At 73.0% G+C, this 21,436-nt stretch carries 33 protein-coding genes and 1 tRNA gene; 5 read left to right on the top strand and 29 right to left on the bottom strand.

Going from position 1 to position 21,436, the window contains the following annotated elements:
• Nucleotides 1-29: 29 nt before the first annotated feature.
• The 23 genes from ABD158_RS04085 to ABD158_RS03975 all read right to left on the bottom strand — a co-directional run bounded on the left by ABD158_RS04085 (nucleotide 30) and on the right by ABD158_RS03975 (nucleotide 12,305).
• The gene (locus ABD158_RS04085; protein ID WP_344004095.1) at nucleotides 30-749 is read right to left on the bottom strand and encodes a hypothetical protein; all 720 of its coding nucleotides are present in this window, start codon (nucleotides 747-749) and stop codon (nucleotides 30-32) included.
• On the bottom strand, nucleotides 746-1,486 hold the full coding sequence (locus tag ABD158_RS04080) for a 3'-5' exonuclease (RefSeq protein ID WP_344004092.1): 741 nt from the start codon (nucleotides 1,484-1,486) through the stop codon (nucleotides 746-748). Before ABD158_RS04080 ends, ABD158_RS04085 begins: the two co-directional genes overlap by 4 nt.
• Nucleotides 1,483-2,256: a hypothetical protein gene (locus ABD158_RS04075; RefSeq protein WP_344004089.1), complete on the bottom strand. Its 774-nt coding sequence runs from the start codon at nucleotides 2,254-2,256 to the stop codon at nucleotides 1,483-1,485. The genes ABD158_RS04080 and ABD158_RS04075 overlap by 4 nt, the downstream gene beginning before the upstream one ends.
• Nucleotides 2,257-2,258: 2 nt before the next feature.
• Nucleotides 2,259-2,426 (bottom strand): hypothetical protein, encoded by a 168-nt coding sequence (locus tag ABD158_RS04070; RefSeq protein WP_344004086.1) that lies wholly within the window; start codon nucleotides 2,424-2,426, stop codon nucleotides 2,259-2,261.
• Entirely contained in the window at nucleotides 2,423-3,328 is a 906-nt protein-coding gene (locus ABD158_RS04065; protein ID WP_344004083.1) for a hypothetical protein, read from the bottom strand. Before ABD158_RS04065 ends, ABD158_RS04070 begins: the two co-directional genes overlap by 4 nt.
• A gap of 119 nt (nucleotides 3,329-3,447) precedes the next feature.
• Nucleotides 3,448-4,365: a ParB/RepB/Spo0J family partition protein gene (locus tag ABD158_RS04060; RefSeq protein WP_344004080.1), complete on the bottom strand. Its 918-nt coding sequence runs from the start codon at nucleotides 4,363-4,365 to the stop codon at nucleotides 3,448-3,450.
• Between the two features lie 355 nt (nucleotides 4,366-4,720).
• Complete coding sequence (locus ABD158_RS04055; RefSeq protein WP_344004077.1) at nucleotides 4,721-5,818, bottom strand: DNA-methyltransferase; 1,098 nt, start codon at nucleotides 5,816-5,818, stop codon at nucleotides 4,721-4,723.
• Nucleotides 5,819-5,871: 53 nt separating this feature from the next.
• The gene (locus ABD158_RS04050) at nucleotides 5,872-6,087 is read right to left on the bottom strand and encodes a hypothetical protein (protein WP_344004074.1); all 216 of its coding nucleotides are present in this window, start codon (nucleotides 6,085-6,087) and stop codon (nucleotides 5,872-5,874) included.
• Complete coding sequence (locus tag ABD158_RS04045; protein WP_344004071.1) at nucleotides 6,084-6,341, bottom strand: hypothetical protein; 258 nt, start codon at nucleotides 6,339-6,341, stop codon at nucleotides 6,084-6,086. Before ABD158_RS04045 ends, ABD158_RS04050 begins: the two co-directional genes overlap by 4 nt.
• A 101-nt stretch (nucleotides 6,342-6,442) precedes the next feature.
• Nucleotides 6,443-7,348, bottom strand: a complete 906-nt coding sequence (locus ABD158_RS04040) for a DUF2303 family protein (protein ID WP_344004068.1) — start codon at nucleotides 7,346-7,348, stop codon at nucleotides 6,443-6,445.
• Complete coding sequence (locus ABD158_RS04035) at nucleotides 7,345-7,734, bottom strand: hypothetical protein (protein WP_344004065.1); 390 nt, start codon at nucleotides 7,732-7,734, stop codon at nucleotides 7,345-7,347. Before ABD158_RS04035 ends, ABD158_RS04040 begins: the two co-directional genes overlap by 4 nt.
• A gap of 8 nt (nucleotides 7,735-7,742) precedes the next feature.
• Nucleotides 7,743-8,615 carry a hypothetical protein gene (locus ABD158_RS04030; RefSeq protein WP_344004062.1) on the bottom strand — a complete coding sequence of 291 codons (873 nt, stop codon included), beginning with the start codon at nucleotides 8,613-8,615 and terminating at the stop codon, nucleotides 7,743-7,745.
• Entirely contained in the window at nucleotides 8,615-8,962 is a 348-nt protein-coding gene (locus ABD158_RS04025; protein ID WP_344004059.1) for a hypothetical protein, read from the bottom strand. Before ABD158_RS04025 ends, ABD158_RS04030 begins: the two co-directional genes overlap by 1 nt.
• The gene (locus ABD158_RS04020; RefSeq protein ID WP_344004056.1) at nucleotides 8,959-9,315 is read right to left on the bottom strand and encodes a hypothetical protein; all 357 of its coding nucleotides are present in this window, start codon (nucleotides 9,313-9,315) and stop codon (nucleotides 8,959-8,961) included. The genes ABD158_RS04025 and ABD158_RS04020 overlap by 4 nt, the downstream gene beginning before the upstream one ends.
• Entirely contained in the window at nucleotides 9,312-9,530 is a 219-nt protein-coding gene (locus tag ABD158_RS04015; protein WP_344004053.1) for a hypothetical protein, read from the bottom strand. Before ABD158_RS04015 ends, ABD158_RS04020 begins: the two co-directional genes overlap by 4 nt.
• Before the next feature lie 9 nt (nucleotides 9,531-9,539).
• A complete protein-coding gene (locus tag ABD158_RS04010) occupies nucleotides 9,540-10,211 on the bottom strand; it encodes a hypothetical protein (RefSeq protein WP_344004050.1) in 672 nt (223 codons plus the stop codon).
• Nucleotides 10,211-10,597 (bottom strand): DUF7694 domain-containing protein, encoded by a 387-nt coding sequence (locus tag ABD158_RS04005; protein WP_344004047.1) that lies wholly within the window; start codon nucleotides 10,595-10,597, stop codon nucleotides 10,211-10,213. Before ABD158_RS04005 ends, ABD158_RS04010 begins: the two co-directional genes overlap by 1 nt.
• Before the next feature lie 52 nt (nucleotides 10,598-10,649).
• Nucleotides 10,650-10,907: a hypothetical protein gene (locus tag ABD158_RS04000; RefSeq protein ID WP_344004044.1), complete on the bottom strand. Its 258-nt coding sequence runs from the start codon at nucleotides 10,905-10,907 to the stop codon at nucleotides 10,650-10,652.
• Entirely contained in the window at nucleotides 10,904-11,071 is a 168-nt protein-coding gene (locus ABD158_RS03995; protein WP_344004041.1) for a hypothetical protein, read from the bottom strand. The genes ABD158_RS04000 and ABD158_RS03995 overlap by 4 nt, the downstream gene beginning before the upstream one ends.
• A gap of 72 nt (nucleotides 11,072-11,143) precedes the next feature.
• Complete coding sequence (locus tag ABD158_RS03990) at nucleotides 11,144-11,290, bottom strand: hypothetical protein (protein ID WP_344004038.1); 147 nt, start codon at nucleotides 11,288-11,290, stop codon at nucleotides 11,144-11,146.
• A 102-nt stretch (nucleotides 11,291-11,392) separates the two neighbouring features.
• Entirely contained in the window at nucleotides 11,393-11,761 is a 369-nt protein-coding gene (locus ABD158_RS03985) for a hypothetical protein (protein WP_344004035.1), read from the bottom strand.
• Nucleotides 11,758-12,003: a hypothetical protein gene (locus ABD158_RS03980; protein ID WP_344004032.1), complete on the bottom strand. Its 246-nt coding sequence runs from the start codon at nucleotides 12,001-12,003 to the stop codon at nucleotides 11,758-11,760. The genes ABD158_RS03985 and ABD158_RS03980 overlap by 4 nt, the downstream gene beginning before the upstream one ends.
• Nucleotides 12,000-12,305: a helix-turn-helix domain-containing protein gene (locus tag ABD158_RS03975; RefSeq protein WP_344004030.1), complete on the bottom strand. Its 306-nt coding sequence runs from the start codon at nucleotides 12,303-12,305 to the stop codon at nucleotides 12,000-12,002. Before ABD158_RS03975 ends, ABD158_RS03980 begins: the two co-directional genes overlap by 4 nt.
• A 231-nt stretch (nucleotides 12,306-12,536) precedes the next feature.
• On the opposite strand from ABD158_RS03975, the gene ABD158_RS03970 reads away from it, so the two are divergent.
• Nucleotides 12,537-13,055 carry a nucleotidyltransferase domain-containing protein gene (locus ABD158_RS03970; RefSeq protein ID WP_344004027.1) on the top strand — a complete coding sequence of 173 codons (519 nt, stop codon included), beginning with the start codon at nucleotides 12,537-12,539 and terminating at the stop codon, nucleotides 13,053-13,055.
• Between the two features lie 34 nt (nucleotides 13,056-13,089).
• The gene (locus ABD158_RS03965) at nucleotides 13,090-13,503 is read left to right on the top strand and encodes an ImmA/IrrE family metallo-endopeptidase (protein WP_344004024.1); all 414 of its coding nucleotides are present in this window, start codon (nucleotides 13,090-13,092) and stop codon (nucleotides 13,501-13,503) included.
• 10 nt (nucleotides 13,504-13,513) lie between these two features.
• On the opposite strand, the gene ABD158_RS03960 is transcribed toward ABD158_RS03965, so the two are convergent.
• Together ABD158_RS03960 and ABD158_RS03955 are read right to left on the bottom strand one after the other, a co-directional pair.
• On the bottom strand, nucleotides 13,514-14,617 hold the full coding sequence (locus ABD158_RS03960) for a tyrosine-type recombinase/integrase (RefSeq protein ID WP_344004021.1): 1,104 nt from the start codon (nucleotides 14,615-14,617) through the stop codon (nucleotides 13,514-13,516).
• 183 nt (nucleotides 14,618-14,800) lie between these two features.
• Nucleotides 14,801-14,886, bottom strand: a tRNA-Leu gene (locus tag ABD158_RS03955).
• Nucleotides 14,887-14,961: 75 nt separating this feature from the next.
• Here ABD158_RS03955 and ABD158_RS03950 point away from each other — a divergent pair.
• A complete protein-coding gene (locus ABD158_RS03950; protein WP_344004019.1) occupies nucleotides 14,962-15,366 on the top strand; it encodes a hypothetical protein in 405 nt (134 codons plus the stop codon).
• Here the strand turns inward: ABD158_RS03950 and ABD158_RS03945 are convergent.
• Nucleotides 15,276-16,664 carry a sensor histidine kinase gene (locus ABD158_RS03945; protein ID WP_344004016.1) on the bottom strand — a complete coding sequence of 463 codons (1,389 nt, stop codon included), beginning with the start codon at nucleotides 16,662-16,664 and terminating at the stop codon, nucleotides 15,276-15,278. The two genes, ABD158_RS03950 and ABD158_RS03945, sit on opposite strands and share 91 nt — an antisense overlap.
• A gap of 154 nt (nucleotides 16,665-16,818) precedes the next feature.
• Here ABD158_RS03945 and ABD158_RS03940 point away from each other — a divergent pair, with 154 nt between their 5' ends.
• A complete protein-coding gene (locus tag ABD158_RS03940) occupies nucleotides 16,819-18,192 on the top strand; it encodes a M20/M25/M40 family metallo-hydrolase (RefSeq protein ID WP_344004013.1) in 1,374 nt (457 codons plus the stop codon).
• A gap of 31 nt (nucleotides 18,193-18,223) precedes the next feature.
• Here ABD158_RS03940 and ABD158_RS03935 read toward each other — a convergent pair whose 3' ends face one another.
• Nucleotides 18,224-18,466, bottom strand: a complete 243-nt coding sequence (locus ABD158_RS03935; protein ID WP_425573133.1) for a DUF5703 family protein — start codon at nucleotides 18,464-18,466, stop codon at nucleotides 18,224-18,226.
• 11 nt (nucleotides 18,467-18,477) lie between these two features.
• Nucleotides 18,478-19,425: an aldo/keto reductase gene (locus ABD158_RS03930; protein ID WP_344004010.1), complete on the bottom strand. Its 948-nt coding sequence runs from the start codon at nucleotides 19,423-19,425 to the stop codon at nucleotides 18,478-18,480.
• A 100-nt stretch (nucleotides 19,426-19,525) separates the two neighbouring features.
• Between ABD158_RS03930 and ABD158_RS03925 the strand changes: the two genes are divergently transcribed.
• Nucleotides 19,526-20,362 (top strand): undecaprenyl-diphosphate phosphatase, encoded by an 837-nt coding sequence (locus ABD158_RS03925; RefSeq protein WP_344004007.1) that lies wholly within the window; start codon nucleotides 19,526-19,528, stop codon nucleotides 20,360-20,362.
• A 30-nt stretch (nucleotides 20,363-20,392) separates the two neighbouring features.
• Here the strand turns inward: ABD158_RS03925 and ABD158_RS03920 are convergent, their stop codons facing one another.
• On the bottom strand, nucleotides 20,393-21,367 hold the full coding sequence (locus ABD158_RS03920) for a magnesium and cobalt transport protein CorA (RefSeq protein ID WP_344004005.1): 975 nt from the start codon (nucleotides 21,365-21,367) through the stop codon (nucleotides 20,393-20,395).
• Between the last annotated feature and the right edge of the window lie 69 nt (nucleotides 21,368-21,436).

Here is a 21,436-nt window from a genome sequence, read left to right as displayed (position 1 = left end):
GAGGCTGAGTCCCAGCCAGGCGAGGCGGCTCATCGGCGGTCACCGCGGTCGGTGACGGCGACGGTCGCGGAGAGCAGCGGGTGGTTGGACCCGGGGGCGCGGCGGGCCTTCGTGTCGACGTGCACGGCGACACCGCGGGGGGCGGCGACGATGAGGCCGTCGATGCCGGTCATGTGCAGCTGCGCGCCGGGGCCGATCTTCTTCGCGAGGTGGCGGGGGGAGTCGGGGCCGGTGGCGTTCTCTCCGGTGTTCCAGTCCCCGCCGATCAGCACGACCCGGCCGGCGGCGAGGTGCGCCTGGGTCTCGCGGGCCAGGCGGTTGATGATCCCGATGTTCTGGCGGCGGGGGGCGCCGCGGCGGCCGGGGTTGAGGTGGACCGCCGACGCGGCGACCGAGACCGAGCGGAGCAGGCCGGTGACGGTGGTGACGTAGCGGGCGTGGCCGTACTTCGCGGCGTGGGTGACGTCCTTCGACACGCGGCGGGTCGCGGCCCGGGCGATCCGGCCGAGACCGAGACGCCAGTAGACGGCGGTCTCGCCCTTCCGGCGGCCGTCGCCGGCGTGGCGGGTGTAGCCGGGGACGACGCCGATCCACTGCGCCTCGGACAGGAACACCAGCAGCGGCGCGAACCACAGGGCGAGGACCCGGCGGTAGGCGCGCAGCGCGCGGTTCTTGGCGTACACGTTGCCGATGGAGACCCGGATGCGGCGCGTCCGGGGTCGGCGGCGGGGTCGGGTGGGTCGGGTCATGGGCGGGCCTCCAGGGCTCCGGTGGTGTCGTCGTGCTGGGTGGGGGCGCCGTAGACGGCGTCGTAGATCCGGGCCGCCCAGCGGGCGTCACCGAGAGCGGTGTGACGGTCGGCGCCGGCAGGGGTCACCCCGAGGGCGGCGGCGAGGTCGTCGGACCGCCACGGCGGCGGGAGCCGCAGGTGGCCCGATGCGACCGCGAGGACGTCGAGGAGGTGGTGCGACCACCCGGGGAACAGGCCGTGTCGGCGGAGCATCTGGCCCAGCCGTTCGGCGTCGAACGACGGGTTGACCGCGACGAGGTGGGCGCCGTGGGTCCACCCGGCGACCAGGCGGGCCGCGCGGCCCTCCGAGACGGGCTGCTCGAGGTCCGACGGCGACGGCACGCCGCCGGGGGCGGTCACGTGGCGGGACTGGCGGCGGCCGGCGGGGTGCCGGTCCCAGTAGCCGCCGAGCTGCAGCGCGTAGGGGTCGGCGTGGCTGACGTCGATGTCGATGAACAGCTGCATCGTCTGCTCGGTGTAGCTGCCGGGGTTCGGCTGGTCCTGGTCGTAGTGGCGGGCGATCATCGCGACCTCCCAGATCCGGCAGTTGTGGTGCAGGGAGGTGGTCTCCGTGTCGATGAAGACCAGCGGGGTCGTGGGGACCGGCTTGGCTGCGGGCATGCCGTGCGTGAAGACGAGCAGGTGCTCGGGCGTCACGCTGGCCCGCTCGCCGGTCAGGGAGGTGGTCGTGGTCATCGGGCTGCTTTCTGCTCGGAGGCGCACTGGTTGCAGTGCCGGACGGTCCCGGTGTGGCCGGGCTTGGTGCAGGGGTCGCTGGTGGGGACGAGCGCGAGGTCGCCGGGGCGGCGGAGGTGGCGCCAGCCGGTGAGCCAGGCCTGCGCGAACGCGGCGGGCCGGTCGGGGCGGTGCTGGCTGATCGCGGAGCGGATCAGGGGGCCGTCGCCGTGGACGTCGATGAGGTCCTGGATCTCGGCGGTCTGCTCGGGGGTGAGGCGGTCCCAGCGGGCGGACATCTTCGACGCCTCGAGGCCGGCTCGGAGGATCTCGATATCCACAGGCAGCGGCGGCGGCTCGCGCGTTGCTGCCGCAGCAGCATCTACCTCTACCTCTACCTCTACCTCTCTCTGCGTTACATCCGCGTTCGTAACGCCGTTACGAACGCCGTCACGGGTGCTCTTCTTGCGGTCCCGCCACGACTGCTGCCGCTCCCGGCCCGCCTGACGCTTCGCGTCGAGCTGCTCACGGGTCGTCTGGTGGCGGTCCCAGGCGACGAACCGCCACCCGCCGCCGACCTCGACCCACAGGCCGTGGGTCACCAGCGCGCGGGCGCGGGCGGCGCCGCGGGTCGGGGTGAGGCGGGGCAGGACCTCGCGGGGCACGAAGCCGCCGTTCTCCTGGTCGCCGCACCACGCCATCGCGCGGGTGAACAGCACCTCGGCGGCCTCGCCGGCGAGCACGATGGCGCCGTCGAGGTAGTAGGTGCAGTCCAGCTTGACCCAGTCCACGGTCAGGTGGCTCCGTTCGTGATGGTCGTGTACGCCTGCGCGAGCGCCGGGTCGGCGAGCGCGAGTCGGTCGGTCAGGTCGTCGGCGCCGTAGACCAGGAGCGACACCCGCAGCGGGTCGTGGCCCTGGTCGAGGAGCGCGGCCTCGACGGCGGTGTCCGGGCACGTCACGCCGCCTCCCCGTCGTCGGTGTCGTCGCGTTCGGCGAGCAGCGTCCGGGCGGCCGCGGAGTAGCGGGTGCTGTTCCAGCCGGTCAGCTTCTCCAGCGCGCGCAGGGACCGGCCCCAGCTGAGCCAGGTGGCGGTGACGGCGACCTTGTCGGCTCGGCTGCACGGCAACGACCAGGCGCCGCCGAGGATCTGGGCGACGGTCGACGCGTCGCTGTCGAGACCGACGAGGTGGCCGCCACTGCGGGGGCCGTCCTGGGCGGCGAGCTTCGTGTCATCGCCGACACCGTCGGGGGTCGCGGCCGGGTCGTCGAGGTCGTGGTCGTCCCACGCGAGGGGCGGCGCCCACCCCTTCTTCGCAGCGAGCTTCCGGGCCCGTGCGTGGGTGCGGATCTGGCGTGGGGCGAGCACGTCGGGGTCGGTGGGGACCGTCATGGACAGCTCGTCGTAGAGCGCTGCCACCTTCGCGGCGACCGCTCGGTGGACGAGGTTCCAATGGCCGACGGTCAGGTGGTTCACCCGGGCGGGTGACACACCGAGCCGGGCTGCGAGCTCGGGGCCGGTCCACCCGATCGCGCACAGCGCCTGCAAGCGCCGGCTCGTGCCGGTCGGGTCGATCTGCATCCGGCCGCCGCCGGCGAGGTAGCGGCGCTTCAGGTAGTCGGCCTGCCGCACCCGACCGCGTTCGATCTTGTCGGCGCGCGTGGCTCGCTCCGCCTGGACGGCGTCCCAGGCGGACACGTCCCCGTCGGTGGGCCAGCCCGGGTGGGCGGCGGCGCGCTGACACCAGCGCCAAACAGTGCGGTGGTGCACTCCGTGTTCGCGGGCCGCGGTCGACGGGTTGGTCGTCTGCGCGGTCGCGATGACCTCGCGGATCCGGCGCGGGTCGGTGCGGATGACGGACATGTCGACCCCGGAGCAGCCGCACGGGTCGTGGCGGACACCGCCGAGTCGTCGGGTCTCAACCTGCGCAGCGCAGGGGAGGAAATGCTCGGCGTGCCCGCAGGCGGGGCAGGACGGGAGGGTCACGAGGGGGCTCCTTCCGGGCTGGCTGCCGGCTGGTCGGTGTCGCAGAGGACGCAGCGGCCGCGGTCGTTGGAGACGTCGTGCAGGTGGGTGCGCTCGTCGGCGCGGATGACGGACTCCCAGCACTCGCCGCAGCCGACGCCGCCGACGGAGTTCCGGCCGCCGCGCTTGTGCTTCAGCTGGACGCAGCGGGCCTTCACGCGGCGGGCGAGGTCGTGCTCGGCGCCGAGGTGGGGGGTGCCCGTCGACCCGGCCGGGCGGACCCGGCCGGCGTTGACGCGGCCGCGGCGGACCGCTGCGACGACGGACAGCTCACCGGCGCGTACCGCGGCCTGGTCCTCGGCGGACAGCTCGAGGAGCGCCAGGCGGCCGGAGACGTGGACCTGGGTGCGGCCCACCAGCCGGGCGATCTGCTGGTGGCTGCCGGCTCGCTGGTCGTGCGCGAGCCTCCGCAGCGCCCGGGCCTCCTCGATCGGGTCGAGACCGGCGCGCTGACCGTTCTCGATGAGCATGGCCGCGAGGACCTCGTCGGCGGGCATGTCGCGGCGCACGATGCACGCGACCCGGGTCCAGCCAAGGTGCTTCGCGGCGGCGAGCCGGCGGTGGCCGGCGACCACGACCAGTCGCGGGGGCTGGCCGGCCGCGACGACCCGGCGGGCGACGATCGGCTGCAGCAGGCCGGCGACCTCCATCGACGCAGCGAGCTCGGCAACGTCGCCGACGTCCTCACGGGGGTTGTCCGGGTCGGGGTGGAGCTCGTCGACCAGCACGTCGATGAGCCGGGTGACCTCGTCGAAGCCCGGCAGGCCCTTCGTGCCGAGGTCCTCCGCGTCGAGGTGGGGCTCAGGGTCCGGCTCGACCGCGGGAGGCGACTGCCTCGGCGGCTCGGGATCGGATGGGAGTGCCGCCGAAGGCACCGAGCAGCGTCCGCACAGTCGGGTGTCGGCATCGACGTCGCCGCGCTTCTCCCCGCAGCGTGCGCACGCCGGCGCCAGAGCGGCGAAGTCCAGGCCCGTCGACTTCGCACGTACCACGTGCGCGGGTCGGACCGCACGGCCGTCGTCGATCGCGGACGGCAGCGGTCGAGAACGGTCGTGGCTACCCCCGCCCGGGTTATTGCCCTCCGAGCGCATCATGGTGCGCCGCCCTCGTCGAGAAGGGACGGCTGAGCCACCGGCACCGAGCCGGGACAGCCGGACTCACAGGGGGTCGTGTGAGTCTCGACATGGTGCTCGTTGTTCCAGCAGCAGTGCCTGCAGTGGGGGTAGACCCTCATGCTGCGCCTCCGGGCGTGAGGTCGAGACCGGGCTGCGCGAAGCGCGTCCGCAAGCTCAGGTCGAGATAGTCGGACGAGAGGTCGACGCCGACGTAGCGGCGACCGTGCTTGGTCGCGGCGAGGCCGGTGGTCCCGGAGCCGCTGAAGGGATCGAGCACGGTGCCGCCGGGTCTGCAGCCGGCCAGGACCGCACGTTCGGCCAGCGCCGGCGGCATGCAGGCGAAGTGCGCTTCGCTGAAGCCGACGACCGGGATGGTCCACACGTCGCGAGCGTTCTTGGTGCCCCCGGTCAGGAACTCCCGGTAGTAGCCGCCCAGAGCGGCCTTGGCCTCATCAGCGAGCTCCTGTGTCTGGGCGGCGTTCTTGCCGGTGCCGGACTGGTTCACCTTCGCCTTGCCGGCGTCGTTCATCCCGACAGCTCGGATCGCGGCGAAGTGATGCTCAGTCAGGCCCTTCTGCCTCGCGAGCTCGAGAGCGCGGCGCAGCTGGGGCCGCCCCTCCCAGGCCTCGTCCTGCCCGGGCCCGCCACGGTTGATCTGCTCGTCTCGGACGAATCCGTTCCCGCTCCCGCGGCCGGTGGCGGTCACGGCGATCGCGGCGGGGTCGTAGTAGTAGCGCGGCGACTTGGTGAGCATGAAGACGTGCTCGTGAGACGAGGTCGGGCGGTCCGACACCGCCTCGGGCATCGGGTTCGGCTTCGCCCAGATGATGTCGCTACGGAGGATCCACCCGTCGTCGATCAGCGCGAACGCCACCCGCCACGGCATCCCCAGCAGGCTCTTGTACGGGGCGTGGGCGAGCGTGTTCCGCTGCACCGGGTAGCCGACCGGCTGAAGGTTCTGTCCCCGGTTCTTCGCGAAGGCGGGGCCCGCGTTGGCCTTGCCGGCGTAGGAGTCGCCGAGGTTGAGCCACAGGGTGCCGTCGTCGGCCAGCACCCGGCGGGCCTCGGCGAAGACCGCGCGCATCGTCTCGACGTACTCGGCGGGCGTCGCCTCGAGCCCGTACTGCCCCTCGCTGCCGTAGTCGCGGAGCCCGAAGTACGGGGGGCTGGTGATGACGCAGTCGACCGAGCCGGTCGGCATCTGCGCGAGCACGGCGAGGGCGTCGCCGTGGTGCAGGGTGACCTGGTCGTCGGCGTAGTAGGGGGTCACCGGGGCACCCCCAGGAGGTGCACGCGGGGCCTGTTGAGGAGCTCGACGAGGTAGCGGGACCAGGCGACGGCGTCGGCCCAGGTGTCGGCGTACCTCTCGGCGTGGGCCTCGCCGGTGGCGTCGAGGACGTAGGTCAGCGCCTGCGGGACGTTGGTCTTGCCCCAGTTGATGCAGGCGACCTTCACGCGGACGGGCGGGACGATGGCGCTCATGCGTCGAGCCCCGTGACGGCGAGGGCGTCGAGGCGCTCGCGGGTGAGCTCGTCGGGGGTGAGGCGCACGTCCCGGAGCCGTCCGGCGGGGACCTTCGCAGGGCCGACGATCCCGGCGGCCTCGAGCTCGTGCATGAGCGCGGCGGCGGTGACGTGGTCGACGTCGACGACTCGGGCGATGGTGTGGACGGAGCCGGCCTGGTTGTTCACGACCGCGCCAGCGGCGAGGCGCACGAGGCGCGCGGTGACCTGCATGGGGGCTGCTCCTGACGGTGCTGTGGGGACGACGAAGGGGTTCCGTGGCCCGGGCGGCTGACGGGTTGCGCCCGGGCCACGGCTTCTGTGGGGTGGTGGTCTCAGGCGGAGGCGCCGAGGAGCACCGGGTGGGGGCAGCCCTCGCGGACCTGCTCGACGACGGAGCCGAACGCGTCGCGGAGGACGTCGGCGGGCCGGTCGAGGCGGTATCCGATGCGGAGGGTGCCCTCGCTGATGCGGTACCGGAACCGGGCGAGCACGCGGAACGTGTCGCCGCCCTCGAAGGGCTTGATCGCGAGGTCGAAGTCCTTCGGGATCTCGACGGTCCCGGTGCGGCCGGCGCGCGCCTCGACGGACTCGGCGTAGACGAGCTGGCGCTCGCCGGAGTCGAGGAGCCGCGACGACTTGAAGTCGACGCCGATGGTGGCCTGGAACGTCTGGGCGACCTCGAGCATGTCGGCGCCGCTGGGCCGGACGATGTCGGCGGCGCCGTCCTCGATCAGCTCGGCGAACTTCGACTGCTCGAGCAGCTTGCCGTCGTGCTCGGCCCACCGCTTCCACGCGTCGGTGAGCTTCACGGTGAGCTTGACGCGGTGGTCGCCGTGGCCGGCGGCGTCGGCCTCGGTGAGCGGGCGGTCGGTGTGGGCGTTGAGGACGGCGGTGATGGTGCGGCTGTCGAGGTCGGCCCACACCTCGGTCTCCTCCTCGCCGTGCTTGTCGAGGTAGGCGAGCAGCGACGCGGCGTCGTGGACGTCGTACTTCCCCTTCTTCCGGCGGGGCCGGTCGCGGTAGATGTCGAGGTAGTCCTCGACGTCGACGACGACCGCAGACCCACCGGCGGGGACCTGCAGGACGTGGAGACGCTGCGCGATGTCGAGGGCCTGAGGCTCGACGGCCTGGCGGGCGACGTCGGCGACCGCGTCGGCCTCGGACCGCGGCGAGGCGGCGGCGAGGAACTCCTGGGGCTCGAGGTCGGTGGTGTGCTCGGTGTTCCGGACGTCGCTCATCGCGCCGCCTCCTTGATGTGCGCGGCGGCGCTGTCGGTGTTGCCGGGGACCTCGCGCAGCGACTCGAACGTCGGCTGGTTGGGGTCGTTGCGGGTGAGGTTGCCGTTGTCGTCGGCGAAGTACAGGGACTCCTTGCGGTCGGGCTGCGGCTTGGAGACCTTGACGAGGTCGCTCACGAGGAGCCGCTCGGTGTCCTTCTTCATCGGCGCGACGCTGATGGTGAGGGTGAGCGTCCCCTTGCGGCCCGTCTCGACGACCGCGGCGATGAGGTCGTGGAGGCCCTCGGTGAGCTCGTTGTGCGTGGAGCCCCGCGACTGCTCGCGGAGGAAGTCGGCGAACGGACGGCGGACGACCTCGTCCTCGTCGACGCTGGGTGTGGTGGGCATCGTGCTGATCACTCCTCGGTGTTGGTGGTGCTGGTGGACGTGCGGGCGCGGTCCCGGAACAGGCCCTTGAGGCCGTGCCAGGTCTGCGAGTGGAGGCGGTGCTTGGTCTCGCCGGGGGCGGGGTCGGCCTTGAGGACGTCGCGGTGCCACTCGTGGCGGTGACCGACGGGTGAGGTCTTGCAGGCGCAGTACTGGTCGGGGCAGACGCAGGGGAGCCGGCGGCCGGTGTGGCGGTCGGACTCGCAGCGGATGACGCCGGCGGTGAGGTGCGCGACGAGGGTCATGTGGCCGCACCAGGGGCATGGCTGGTCGTGGGCGACGGTCTGGGCGCCGTCGAGGAACCGGCGGGCGCGTGCGGCGAGGTTCTCGCCTTCGGCGTGGATCCGGCGGAGCTCGGCGGGGCGGGTGTAGACGCTGAGGAGGTCGGCGGCGTAGCGGCCGGCCTGGTCGCGGGTGAGCCGCTGGTCGCGGAACCCGCGCCACGGCTCGCTGATCAGGCACAGGCGGGCGCGGGCGAGGCGGCGGTGGAGGTCGTCGACGATGTCGATGAGGAACCGGTCGATCTCCGCGGCGATGGAGACGGCGGCGATGTTCATCGGGGTCGGGGCCCACCCGGGCGCCTCGACGCCCATGAGCTGGTTGAAGTAGCGGGCGTGGCGCTCCTTGCGGTGCTGCTCGTTCATCGCGTTCTTCGCCTCGGGGGACAGGAACCCGGGGCCCGTGTGGTGGCGGGCGGTCGCGACGGTGTCGCACTCACCCGCGAGGGTCACCAGCTCGGCGAGCATCGAACCGAGCAGCGGCGGCAGCGCCGCGAGCTGCACGTCGACCTGCACGTCCAGGGGCGCGGGGTCTTCGCGGATCCGGTCCAGCAGCGTCGTCATCAGGCCCCCTCGGTGGTGGTGTCGCGGGTCGGGTCGTTCGTGGTGTCGTCGGTGGTGGGCGAGCAGACGTGGGGGCGGTGCCAGTCGACGTCCGCGACCTCGGCCTCGGCGTCGCTGCGCGAGCAGCCCCGGATCCGCATGAAGTGCTCGACCAGCGCCGCGGGCTCCCACGCCTGCCCGCCGAAGACGGGGTGTGCGATGACCCCGACGAGGTCCTCGGTAGGGGTGGTGGGCTTCACCGCGTAGGGCCGCAGACCAGACCCGTCGGCGCGCGCGATCCACGCGACGAGGGCGCCGCAGCCGTCGCGGTCGCAGCGCGGCGGCGTGTAGGGCTTGCGGCGGGTCACTGGCCGTCACCGGCCCCTGCGACGGCGTCGTTGATCCGCTTCCACATGCCCTGCAGCGCGACGGCGAGGTCGCACGCAGCGCGGCAGTCGGAGGCGAGGTCGGCGCCGGCGGTGCGGTCGGTGGCGACGGCCCGCTCGAGGAGGAGCCTGGTGGCGACGCTTGTCAGGCGGGCCTCGCTGCGGAACCGCTCGTCGCTGACGCGCCCGTCGTTCGACACGAGCGCCGTGCCGCGCATCAGGTGCGTCGCTGCGTGGAGGGCCTCGTGGTGGCTGAGGGTCCCGATGTAGTCGACGAGGTCGCGGTTCACGGCGGCCGCGACGATCACGGCGTGCATCCGGTGCGGCCCGGTCACGCTCCCACCTGCCCGACGTCACGGCGGGCAACGAACAGCGGCGCCGGAGGGCGGGCCGCTAGCTCGTCCTCGACGGCGTCGAGGGCCCGCAGGCTCCGCTGGTGAGCGTCGCGCTCGCGGAGCAGCGCCTCCATCAGCCCGTAGGCGATGAAGCCGAGCAGCAGCGCGAGGACCGCGAAGATCAGCACGACGGTGACGAGCAGGTTGGTGTCCATGGTTCCTCCTCAGGACGCGGCGGGCTGGTGGTGGCGGTGGGTCCAGGCGGCGGCGCGACGGTTGGCGCGGACCCGGTCGACGGTGTTGCCGGTGGCGGCGGCGAGGTTCTGGGCTGCGACGACCTCGGCGTAGGTCTCGGCGGCCTCGACGCGGGCCTGGTAGGCGCGGACGGTGTCGTCGTGGTGGCGGCGGGCCTCGGCGGCTTCCTCGTCGAGGGCGAGCCGGCGGGCGGCGATGGTCTGCACGAGCGGGAGCCGGCCGCGGCCGACGGGGGTGCGGACCATGGCGGGGTAGCCGACGGTGCGGAGCGCGACCTGCACGACCCGGTCGACCTCGGCGACGGTGTCGGCGAGCACGAGCGAGGCGTGGAGCTCGGGGAGGGTGATCCCGTCGGCCCAGGCGTCCCAGTCGGCCGCCGTCGCCCGGGCGGGCCCCGGGGTGAGGATGACCTCGCACCGCACGCACAGCCGTCGCGTCCACGCCGGGTCGAGCGGGTTCGTGGGCGGCTCGAGGACCTGCAGCCGGTTGGTGCGCTGACCGCACGCCGGACGACCCGTCATCGGGACGTACCGGCCCGACGCGGTCAGCCCACCCCGGTACAGGTGCACGACCCCGCGGGGACGGTGGACGAGGTGCTCGCCGAGAGCGAGCGCGGCAGCGGCCGCGGTCGTCGACGTCATCAGATCGACCCCCGAGCGCCGAAGTTCGGCAGGACCGGTGAGCCGTCTGCCAGACCCCAGAGGTGGAGCGCCCGCTCGTGGATGTTGATGTGGTTCCTCGCCGTGGCGAACACGGCGTAGGCCTCGCCCTCGTCACCCCACACTGCGCGCTTCAGCCGGCAGAGATCGTCGTAGGAGGGGACCTCGTCGGGGCGCGTCATCGACGCGTGACGCCACAGACGGCCGTCGTTCCAGTGGGCCTCGCTCACGAGGATGGAGGCGTCCTGGTCGCGGTGGAGCATCCGCCAACCGGCTGGGCCGAACTCGTGAGGCACCAGCCAGTCCGCGCGACCCATCACGGCGCGGAGCCGCAGCGGGTCGATCTTCGACAGCACGCGCGTGCTCATCGCTTCTCACCTCCCTGGGCGGGGCGGGGCCCGGGCGCCCAGATCGCGCGCTTCACGACGCGACCGGGGACTCGAGCGCGACGACGTGGGCGAGACCGGCTGCGGCCCGTGCGAGCGCAACCCGGCCGCGGGCTGCCTGCAGGTCGGCGTCAGCGCGACGCCACACCTCCATCGCCTCGGTCACGGCGTCCGACCCGACGGTGTCGTCGTGGAGCGCGACCATCGCGAGGTCGGCGGCCTCCATCCGGGTGTCCCGGGCCTCGGCGACTGCGGAGCGGGCGCGACGGAGCGCCTCGGTGCCGGCGCTCACGCGATCGCCGACTGGTTCGCGATGGCCTTCCAGCGGCCGGGGGCGTGAGCCCCGACGACCTCCCTCTGCCTCGTGAGGGTCAGGTAGCCGGCGTCGTCGACGTCCCAGGAGTCGGCCTCGTACTTGACCGCGCCGTCGAGGTCGGTGGTGACGATGATCTTCATGCGATACTCCTCGTGTTGTGCCCCGCTATGCCGTGCCTGGCTGCGGGGCGCTTCGCTTTCTGCTGGGGCCGGCTAGCCGGCGTGCGCGTTGCTGCGCTTCCTGGCCCGCACCCGGGCCTTGCCGTTGAGCGAGCGATCGCGTGCCTTCTTCGGCGCGTCCTCGAGCGGACGCGTCCGGCGTCCGGCGTGCCGCATGAGGAGCGTCTTTCCGTGTGCCATCAGGTGTTCTCCCTGCTGTTGTTCGGGTTGTTGACTGCTGGGCCCGGGGGTGGCGCGGGACGATGGCCCCCTCCGTCGCGCCGGGCATGCACCCCCGGGAGATCAGGTGGTCCGCGGTGCGCCCGGCCGCCAGCGGCGGTAGACCGTGGACTTGTTCGAGTTGCCCTTGCTGGTGGCGCCGTCGAGCTGCACCGGGATGTCGGTGCGGTCGAGGAAGCCGTGCTCGCGTCCGCCGGCGGCGCACCACATGCCGGAGAACCGCTGGGCGTGAAGGTCGGGGTCGTCGTCGCGCATGAGCCGGGCGACGGCGTTGGGGTCGATGAGCCCGTCGGGGTGGCGGTCCATCACCGCGGCGCACGCGGCGCGGAACCGGTCCGCGAACGGGCGGCCCGTGGCTGCGGTCCAAGGGTCTGCGATGACGGTGAGGTCGTCGAAGAGCGTGGGCTCGTCGATCCGGTCGAGGGTCGTCATGCCGTCACCTGCGTCCGTCGTGCTCCGCGGCGACGGCGACGACGACGCGCGGGGAGCTCCGGGTCGGGCGCCGGCGTCAGGGCGGTGCGCATGCGCTCCAGGTCGGCCTCGGTGAAGCGCCATCCCGCGCGACCGCCAAGGTTCATCCCGACGCCGAGCACGCGAGCGGTCTCGGTGACTTTCCGGCGCGAGCAGCGGAGGTCGTCGGCCGCCTCCTGGGCGGTACGAGTGCGGGCGGTCATGCCGTCCTCGCGACCGGACGACGAGCGGCGACAGTCGGTCGCGTCTCCGTTGACATCGAGGCCGCGAAGAGCGTGCCGGGCAGGACCCGGAGTCCCTCCTCAATGCGCTTCGCGACCTCGACCGTGCAGGTCTGGCGCTCGCCCTTCAGCAGGAGGTGGATGAACTGGCGGCTGCAGCCGGCGTATCGGGCGAGTCTCGCCTGGCTGAAGTCGCTGGCAGCCATGTAGTCGGCGAGCAGTCGGGTGTCGCGGAGGCGCATCCATCGCCCTTTCGATCGACGTCGGCGGGTGGCGGGCTTCATCGTCTCTCCTCGATTGACTAGTTGTCAACGCTGCGTGGCATCACAGTCGCAGACCCGTTGACACCGGGTCAACTAATGACACTGGTGTTTTTCCGCAGCGCCGCGCCGCTATGCGGTGTTGAGTCCGAGCGGGTTAGTTGACACGATCTGAGCCGATCGGCGTAACGCTCGGTTGACAGTCACTCCGCGGCCCAGTTGCCGCGCCAGGGGAGCGGGAAGGACGGTTGCTCCGTGCCACACGCGTTCACCGCCTTCCTCCGTGAGCAGACTGACCTGCGCGGCTGGGCTCAGTCCGACGTCGTCAGCGCGTCGAGGCTGTCCCGCGCGCTCGTGAGCAAGTGGCTGACCGACGACCGCGAGCGCCTCACCAGGCTGCCGGACCGCGACACGGTCGCCGCCTTCGCTCGCGCCTTCGGGGTCTCGCCGGAGTTCCTGCTCGGGAAGGCCGTCGAGGCGACCGGGATGGGCTATACCGCCGGCGACTTCGTCAACAGCGTCAGGACGGCCTCCGACGACGACCTGGTCTCCGAGCTCCGTCGACGCCTCGCCGAGCGCCCCGCGGACGACGGTGTCGTGGTCGAAGGTAGTTTCGCTCGAGGCACGGCCCCCTCGGAGATGTCCGACGTCGACGTGCTCACGGTCGATCAGGCCGCTCGGAGGTCGAGGCAGCCCCGGCGTTCCAGGGACCGAGCCGACCGCCAGGACGCCGCCGAGACGGGGTCGCAGGAGCGCCCGGGCCCGGAGGCCTGACCCGCTGTCGGTGGGCCGACCTACGGTCGCTCGCATGCACCATCCATGGGGGATGCTGCGTCGCCTGAGTCACTGGACCTTCCAGTTCTCGCCGTTGCCCTCGGGCACGTTCGGGCTGACGGACTTCCGCACTCGGACGATCACGATCACGACCGGTCTCGACCAGGCGCAACGCCGCTCGACGCTGGCTCACGAGCTGGAGCACGTGGCCCGCGGTCCCGGCGGGCACCCAGTCCGTGAGGAGCTGGCCTGCGAGCAGGCAGCCGCACGCAAGCTCATCGGGATCCGGGAGCTGGGGGAGGCCCTGGCCTGGTCTCACGGGCTCGACGAGGCCGCTGACGAGCTGTGGGTCGACCGTGAGCTGCTCGACGTGCGGCTGACCCACCTGCACCCCTCGGAACGCGCCTACCTCAAGCGGCGCCTCGGGGATGGCCCCGCCGTGGCCTGAGCCTGCGGCGCTATCGCGGACCGGGCAACGCCCCGAAGGCCCGGTCAGCGGCGGCAGCTGCGGCGACCTGCGCGTCGGGCAGGAGGTGGCTGTAGCGGTCGACGGTCGTCTGGATGGACTCGTGGCCGAGGCGAGCCTGCACGACGTGGATGGGCGTGCCTCCGGCAAGCAAGATCGACGCGTGGCTGTGCCGCAGGTCGTGGATCCGCGGCCGCGGGTCGAGGTGCTTCACGGCAGGCAGCCAGATGTCGGACCAGAACGTCCGGTGCAGCACCGGGCCGCCGCGGGGTGCGGTGAACACGAGGTCGGTCGACGCCCGGCCGGCGCACAGCATGTCGAGCTCGCCGTGGAGGGCTGGCGGCAGCAGCACGGTGCGGTTCGACTTCTTCGTCTTCGTGGCGCCGACGACTCGGCCGCCCTCGGGGGACCACTTCACCGCGCGCCGGATCCGCACGTTCGGCAGCTGGACGTCGCGGACCTCGAGCGCGACGGCCTCGCCCCAGCGGGCGCCGGTGCCGTACAGGAATCGCAGGAGTGGCTGGTAGTGGCCGTGGGCGCGTAGGACGACGTCGGCGAACTCCTGCTGGTCGAGGATGCGCATCTCCTTCGCGTCGGCCTCCTGGCCGCGGGGGAGTCGCATGCGCGCGACGGGGTTCTTCGTGAGGACACCCTGGTCGACCGCCCGACCGAGGACGGCGGCGAGGAGGCCCCGCTGGTTCTTCAGGGACTTCGCGGAGTAGCGGCTACCGAGCTCGTTGACGGCCTCGGCGATCGCGTCGCGGGTGGCGTGGTTCGCGGGCAGGTGGCCAATCAGCGGCGACCAGGTCCGCTCCCACAGTCGCGTGTAGGTGACCCGGGTGCCGACCTCGACGCCGGTGAGGAGGCGGATGTGGTCGGCGGCGAGCTCGTCGAGGGTCGGGACATCGTCGACCTGCTCGCCGGCGTACAGCTGGTCGAGCGCACCCTGTGGCCCGAGGACGTCGAGCCAGGCGGCGAACTTCTTCGCCTCCTTCTGCGTGCCGAACGACTCGCTGGTCTGCCGGCGGCCGTGGCGAAAGCGGATCTTGTAGGTCACGGTGCCGTCGCGTCCGACGTAGCGGCTGGGGGTCCTCACGGGTGCACCTCGCGGTGGTCGGTGAGAACGCGCCGGCCTGATCGGCGGGGGGCTCGCAATGTGCTCGAGCGTGGGTCCATGTACCCGGACCGTAGGCATCACCACCGACACCCGACCCACCCCGGCGGGCCGGGGTGGGTACTTGTGGGTACGTGGTGGGGGCCATATGGCCCCTGACCTGGGTGTCCGAGGGGGGACTTGAACCCCCACGCCCTAATACGGGCACTAGCACCTCAAGCTAGCGCGTCTGCCAATTCCGCCACCCGGACGAGTGCGTCGCAGACATTAGCAGGGGCCGCGGACGGCTGGGACCACGGGTGACCCCTCGCCGTACGGTGCTCGCTGTGGACCTCGACGTGGCGGACGTGCTGGTGGTCGCGGGCGTGTGGTCGCTCGCCCTCGGCGGGGTGTCCGGGTGGGCGGTCGCGGCCGCGTTCCACCCCTCGGCGCTGCTCGCGCGGGTGGGGGTGCGGCACCCGCGGCGCGTCCTGCAGCTCCACCTGGACTGGATCATCATGGGCTGCGTGATGGTGGCCGTCGGGCTGGCGGCGCCGATGACCCCGTCGTGGGCGCTGGTGCTGGTGCTGGCGGGGGCGCTGGTCAACCCGCTGCTGTTCGCGCCGCTGATGTTCTCGCAGCGCTTCTACACCCGTCGCTCCTACCTCGGGGTGTCGCTCGTCTCGTTCACCGCGCTCAGCGCGGGCCTCGTGGTCGCGGCGCTCTCGCTGAGCGGGGCGCTGCTGTCCTGAGGGCCGCCCACGGCCACCGGCGCCGGCCGGACCGGCGCCTCGGCGGGCAGCTCGAACCACGCGGTGGCGCCGCCGTACGGCGAGTCGGCGAGGCCGATCGTCCCGCCGTGGGCCTCGACGATGCGACGGCACGTGGCGAGGCCGATGCCGGAGCCGGCGACGGTGCTGCCGAGGCGCACGAGGGGCCGGAAGACGGAGGCCCGCTGCTCGGCGGGCACGCCGGGACCGTTGTCCTGGATCTCGACCCGCCAGCACCCCCCGACCCTCTCGGCCCGCACCACGACGTGGGGCGCGCGCAGCGGACGGGTGAACTTCACGGCGTTGGCGACGAGGTTCTGCAGCAGCGCCCGCAGGTGGACGGGGTCACCGGTCAGCGACGGGAGGTCGTGGGCCTCGAGCACGGCGCCCTCCAGCAGGTCGCCGAGGTCGGCCCGCACGTCGTCCATCAACGTCGCGAGGTCCGTCGGGGCGGTGCGCAGCTCGCCGCCGAAGCGGGCGAACGACAGCAGCCCGTCGATCAGCGACTGCATCCGGGAGGCACCGCTCATCGCACGCCGCAGCAGGAACTCGACGTCCTCCTCGGGCACGGCGGCCGGGTTCTCGTCGATCTCGTCGGCCAGCATCCGCAGCGCCGTCGACACCGCCGTCAGCGGCGAGCGCAGGTCGTGGGAGACCTGCCCGGCGAAGGCCGTGAGGTGCTCGTTGGACCGGGTGAGCTCGACCCGGGTCGCCTCCAGCGCCTCCACGGCGAAGGTCAGCTCCTGGGTGCGCAGGTGCAGCTCGAGGAGGTCGACGACGCGGGCGGCGAGGACTCGCAGGGCGTCCTCGCGCTCCGGCGTGATCGTGCGGGCCGCGGTGTCGAAGATGCACAGCGAGCCGATCGGCACCCCGTCCGGCGTCAGCAGCTGGAACGAGGCGTAGAACCGGACGTCGCCGAGCCGACCGGTCACGAACGGGTTGGCGGCGAAGCGCGGGTCGATGCTGGCGTCGGCGACCACGACCGGCTCGGGCTCGCTCAGCACCGCGGCGCACATCGAGTCCTCCCGGGTGCACACGGCCGCGTCGAAGCCGACGGCGGCGATCTGGTGCTGCTCGGAGTCGGTGATCAGGTTGATCGTCGCCATGGGGACGTCCGCGACCAGGGCGGCGAGCTCGACCAGGGAGTCGAGGTCACCGGGGCCCCGCCCGCCCAGGAGGTCGTAGCGACGCAGGGCCGCCATCCGCGTCGCGTCGTCCAGGCGGGTGTCGTCGAGACCCGTGTCGTCGCGCTCGATCTCGTCCTGCCCCGTGCCGTCCATCCCGGGCCACGCTCCTCGTCGTCACTCGAGCACCACCTGCACCAGGCACCACAGCGGATCCCCGACCGGGACGTTACCCGAGCGCCGGGGTCCGCGTCGGGTGTTCCCCGGCCGCCGCCCGGGTCGACCTCCCCGGTGCTGCCAGGATGGGCGCATGGCTGACGCGCGCACCGACGACACGGGCACGGGCACCGACCACACCAGCACCGGGACCGGGGCCGCCTCCTACGACCCCGCCGCCGAGGTGGTGGAGATCTGTCGCGACCTGATCCGGATGGACACCTCCAACCACGGGGACCACTCCGGGCCCGGTGAGCGCGCGGCCGCGGAGCACGTCGCGGCCCTGCTCGACGAGGTCGGCATCTCCTCGCAGCTGATCGAGGAGACCCCGGGGCGGACCTCGCTGGTCGCGCGGTGGGGCGGCACCGGGGCGGGTGACGACCGCCCGCCGCTGCTGGTCCACGGCCACCTCGACGTCGTGCCCGCCCAGGCCGCCGACTGGCAGGTCGACCCGTTCTCGGGCGAGGTCGCCGACGGCTACGTCTGGGGACGGGGCGCGGTCGACATGAAGGACTTCGACGCGATGCTGCTCTCGGTCGTGCGCGCCCGGGCGCGGGCCGGTGCGGTGCCCGAGCGACCGCTCGTGCTCTGCTTCACCGCCGACGAGGAGGCCGGCGGCCACCACGGCGCCGAGGTCGTCGTCCGCGACCACCGCGAGCTGATCGAGGACTGCACGGAGGCGATCGGCGAGGTCGGTGGCTTCAGCGCCACCGTCCGCGGCCGGCGCGTCTACCTCGTGGAGGCCGCCGAGAAGGGCATGGCCTGGATGCGGCTGACCTCCCGCGGTCGCGCCGGTCACGGGTCCATGGTCAACGCGGAGAACGCCGTGACCGACCTCGCCGCGGCCGTCGCCCGGATCGGCGCCCACGAGTGGCCGGTGCGCCTGACCCCGACGATGGAGGTGCTGCTGGCCGCCGTCGGCGAGCTCGCCGGCACCCCGGCCACCCCGGAGAACGCGCAGGCACTCGTCGAGGAGTTCGGCGGCGCGGCGCGGATGCTCGGCGCCGTCATCAAGAACACGACGAACCCGACGATGCTCGGGGCGGGCTACAAGGTCAACGTGATCCCGACCGAGGCCACCGCCCACGTCGACGGTCGCTTCCTGCCGGGCTACGAGGACGAGTTCTTCGACACCCTGCGCGAGCTGTGCGGGCCCCGCGTCGACATCGACTTCGTCTCCCACCAGCAGCCCTGGGAGACGCCGTACGACGGGGCGCTGGTCGACACGATGACCCGCTCGCTGCTCGCCGAGGACCCTGACGCGATCGTCGCGCCGTACCTGATGAGCGGCGGGACCGACGCGAAGCACTTCACCCGGCTGGGGATGCGGACCTACGGCTTCGCGCCGCTGCGTCTGCCCGACGACCTCGACTTCACCGCCCTCTTCCACGGCGTCGACGAGCGGGTGCCCGTCGACGCGCTCGAGTTCGGGGCACGGGTGCTGGACCGGTTCCTCGGCGAGGCCTGAGGCCGGGGGCCGGCGGCCCGATCGGGCCCGGTCAGGCCGTGCGGACGGCGCGGATGATCCGCCGGCGCAGGACCACGCGGCGGGTCCCGTCGGGCGTGATCCGCACGCGGTCGAGCTCCCAGCCGCCGTGCTCCGCGCGGTCGGTGAGCAGACGGGTGACCGAGCTGCGGGAGAAGTCGCGCGGGTAGGTGACCCGCTCGAACTCCCACTCCATCCCGGAGCGTCGGTCCAGACGGGCGCGGAGCGAGGGGTGCTGCGAGGGATCGCGGGCCATGGGTACCTCCGTCAGGCTCCGGAGACGTCGTCGAGGGCGTCCATGATCTCACCGGGCAGGACGAGGTCCTCGGTGGCCAGGGAGGACCGCAGCTGCGAGGCGCTGCGGGCCCCGACGATCGGCGCCGTCACGCCCGGGCGGTCCCGCACCCACGTGAGGGCGACCTCGAGCGGGGACCACTCGAGGCCCTCGGCTGCGCGCGAGACGGCCTCGACGACCTGGGCCGCCGACTCGTCGAGGTAGGGCCGCACGAACCCGGCGAAGCGGTCGGAGGCGGCGCGGGAGGCCGCCGGCGTGCTGGTGCGGTACTTGCCGGTGAGCACGCCCCGACCCAGCGGCGACCACGGCAGGACGCCGAGCCCGAGCTCGCGGGCGGCGGGAAGGACCTCGTCCTCGACGTCGCGGTTGAGCAGGGAGTACTCGACCTGGACCGCGGCGAGCGGGACCCGGCCGGGCACGGCGCGCTGCCAGGTGGCGGCCTCGGCGGTCTGCCAGCCGGCGTGGTTGGACAGACCCACGTAGCGCGCGCGCCCGGTGGCGACCGCGGTCTCCAGGGCCCCCAGCACCTCCTCGACCGGCGTGGCCGGGTCGTGGGCGTGCACCTGCCACAGGTCGACGTGGTCGGTGCCGAGACGGTCCAGCGAGGCGTCGAGGGTCTGCAGCAGGGCGCGCCGTGAGGTGTCGACGCGGCGCTGGCCGCCGCGGCGCGACAGCCCCGCCTTCGTGGCGACGACGACCTCCTCGCGCGGCACCAGGGTGCCGAGCATCGAGCCGAGGAGCTCCTCGGAGGCCCCGTCGCCGTAGGTCGAGGCCGTGTCGACGAGGGTGCCGCCGGCCTCGACGAACTCGACGAGCTGGGCGCGGGCCTCGTGCTCGTCGACGTCCCAGCCCCAGGTCATCGTGCCGAGGCCGAGCCGCGAGACCCGCAGGCCGGTGGCGCCGACGGATCGCTGCTGCATGGCGGTCAACCTATCGCCGCCGCGCCCCGCGGCCCGCCCCGCGTGCCCCGACCGGCGCGCCGTGGGACCCGCCGCGGTGCCCGCCGTACGATCGCACCCCGTGTGGGACTACCTCGAAGCGGCCGTGCTCGGCATCCTGCAGGGCCTGACGGAGTTCCTGCCGATCTCCTCCAGCGCACACCTGCGCATCTACCCGCAGCTGTTCGGATGGGGCGACCCGGGGGCGGCGTTCACCGCCGTGGTCCAGATCGGCACCGAGCTGGCGGTGCTCCTGTACTTCCGCAAGGACATCTGGCGCATCGCCCTGACCTGGCTGCGGTCGCTGAGGGCGCCGGAGTACCGGGGTCACACCGACGCCCGGATGGGGTGGTTCATCATCCTGGGCTCGCTGCCGATCGTGGTCCTCGGGCTGCTGTTCGAGGACGCGATCGACTCGGCGCTGCGCAGCCTGTGGGTGGTCGGCAGCACGCTGATCGTGTTCGGCCTGGTGCTGGGTCTCGCCGACCGGCTGGGTCGCAACGACCGGCCGATCGAGAAGCTGACGCTGCGCCACGCCGTGCTGATGGGCGCGGCGCAGGCGGCGGCGCTGGTGCCGGGGGTCTCGCGCAGCGGCGCGACGATCTCGATGGGGCGTGCGCTCGGCTACGAGCGGGCCGCGGCCACCCGGTACGCCTTCCTGCTGGCGATCCCCGCCGTGCTCGGCGCGGGGGTCTACAAGCTCAAGGACGTGGGCGCGGAGGCCAACAACTACGGCTGGGGGCCGACGATCGTCGCGACCGTCATCTCCTTCGTCGTCGGCTACGCCGCGATCGCGTGGCTGCTGCGCTACGTCTCGACCCGCTCCTACGCGCCGTTCGTGGCCTACCGGGTCCTGCTCGGCGGCGCGGTGCTCCTGCTGCTCGCGCTCGGCGTCCTCACCCCGCTCGCCGGGGCCTGAGCGCCGCGGCCCCGCCCGTGACCGGCCGGCTCACAGCCAGCCGGAGCGCTTGAACAGCCACCACAGGCCGGCGGCCGACCCGCCCATGAGCAGCAGCGCCCACGCGTAGCCGAAGCGCCACGCCAGCTCGGGCATGTGGGTGAAGTTCATGCCGTAGACGCCGGCGATGAGGGTCGGGACGACGACCAGCGCGGCGCCGGCCGAGATCTTCCGCATGTCGTCGTTCTGCTGCATCGAGATGCGGGTCGCGTGGGCGTCGAACGCCGTCGAGAGCAGCTCGTCGAGGGTCTCGACGTCCTCGGCGACGAGGTCGACCTGGTCCGCGACGTCGCGGAAGTAGGGCGCCGCGCCGGCGCCGATCCCCGGGACGTCGCCGGTCGCGAGGCGGCGCAGCGGCTCGCGCAGCGGCATCACGGCCCGGCGCATCTCGGAGAGCTCGCGCTTGAGCACGTAGATCCGGGCCGCGTCCTGGGTGCGCTCGTCGGAGAACACCGACGCCTCGACCTCGTCGACGTCGGTCATCAGCTCGGCGGCGACGGACTGGTACTCCTCGACCACGCGGTCGCAGATGACGTGCAGCACGGCGGCCGTGCCGTGCCGCAGCAGCTCCTCGCGGGCCTCGAGCGAGGAGCGGGCGTCGTCGAGGGGCGCACCGGCGCCGTGACGGACCGAGACCACGAAGTCGGCGCCGACGAACAGGTCGATCTCCCCGGTCTCGACCGCGTCCTCGGCGTCGACGTACCAGAGCGTCTTCAGCACGAGGAAGAGCGTGTCGCCGTAGCGCTCGAGCTTGGGCCGCTGGTGGGCGTCCTGGGCGTCCTCGACGGCGAGGGGGTGCAGGTCGAAGGCGCGGGCGACGTGCGCGAGCTCGGAGGCGTCGGGGTCGTGGAGCCCGACCCACAGGACGTCGCCGTCGCCGGTGCGTCGCCGCAGGTCCTCGACGTCGGCGGGACCGGCGGGGGAGACCCGGTGGCCCTCGCGGTAGCACGCGGCGTCCACGATCATGCGCCGAGGTTAGCCGCGGGAGGGCCCCGGGCGGACGCGGACCGGTGGCGCCCGACCGCGGGCTAGGGT

Origin of the sequence: Nocardioides lentus (assembly GCF_039529515.1) — a bacterium.
Lineage (GTDB): Bacteria > Actinomycetota > Actinomycetes > Propionibacteriales > Nocardioidaceae > Nocardioides > Nocardioides lentus.
This window is presented reverse-complemented; position numbering and strand designations above follow the sequence as displayed.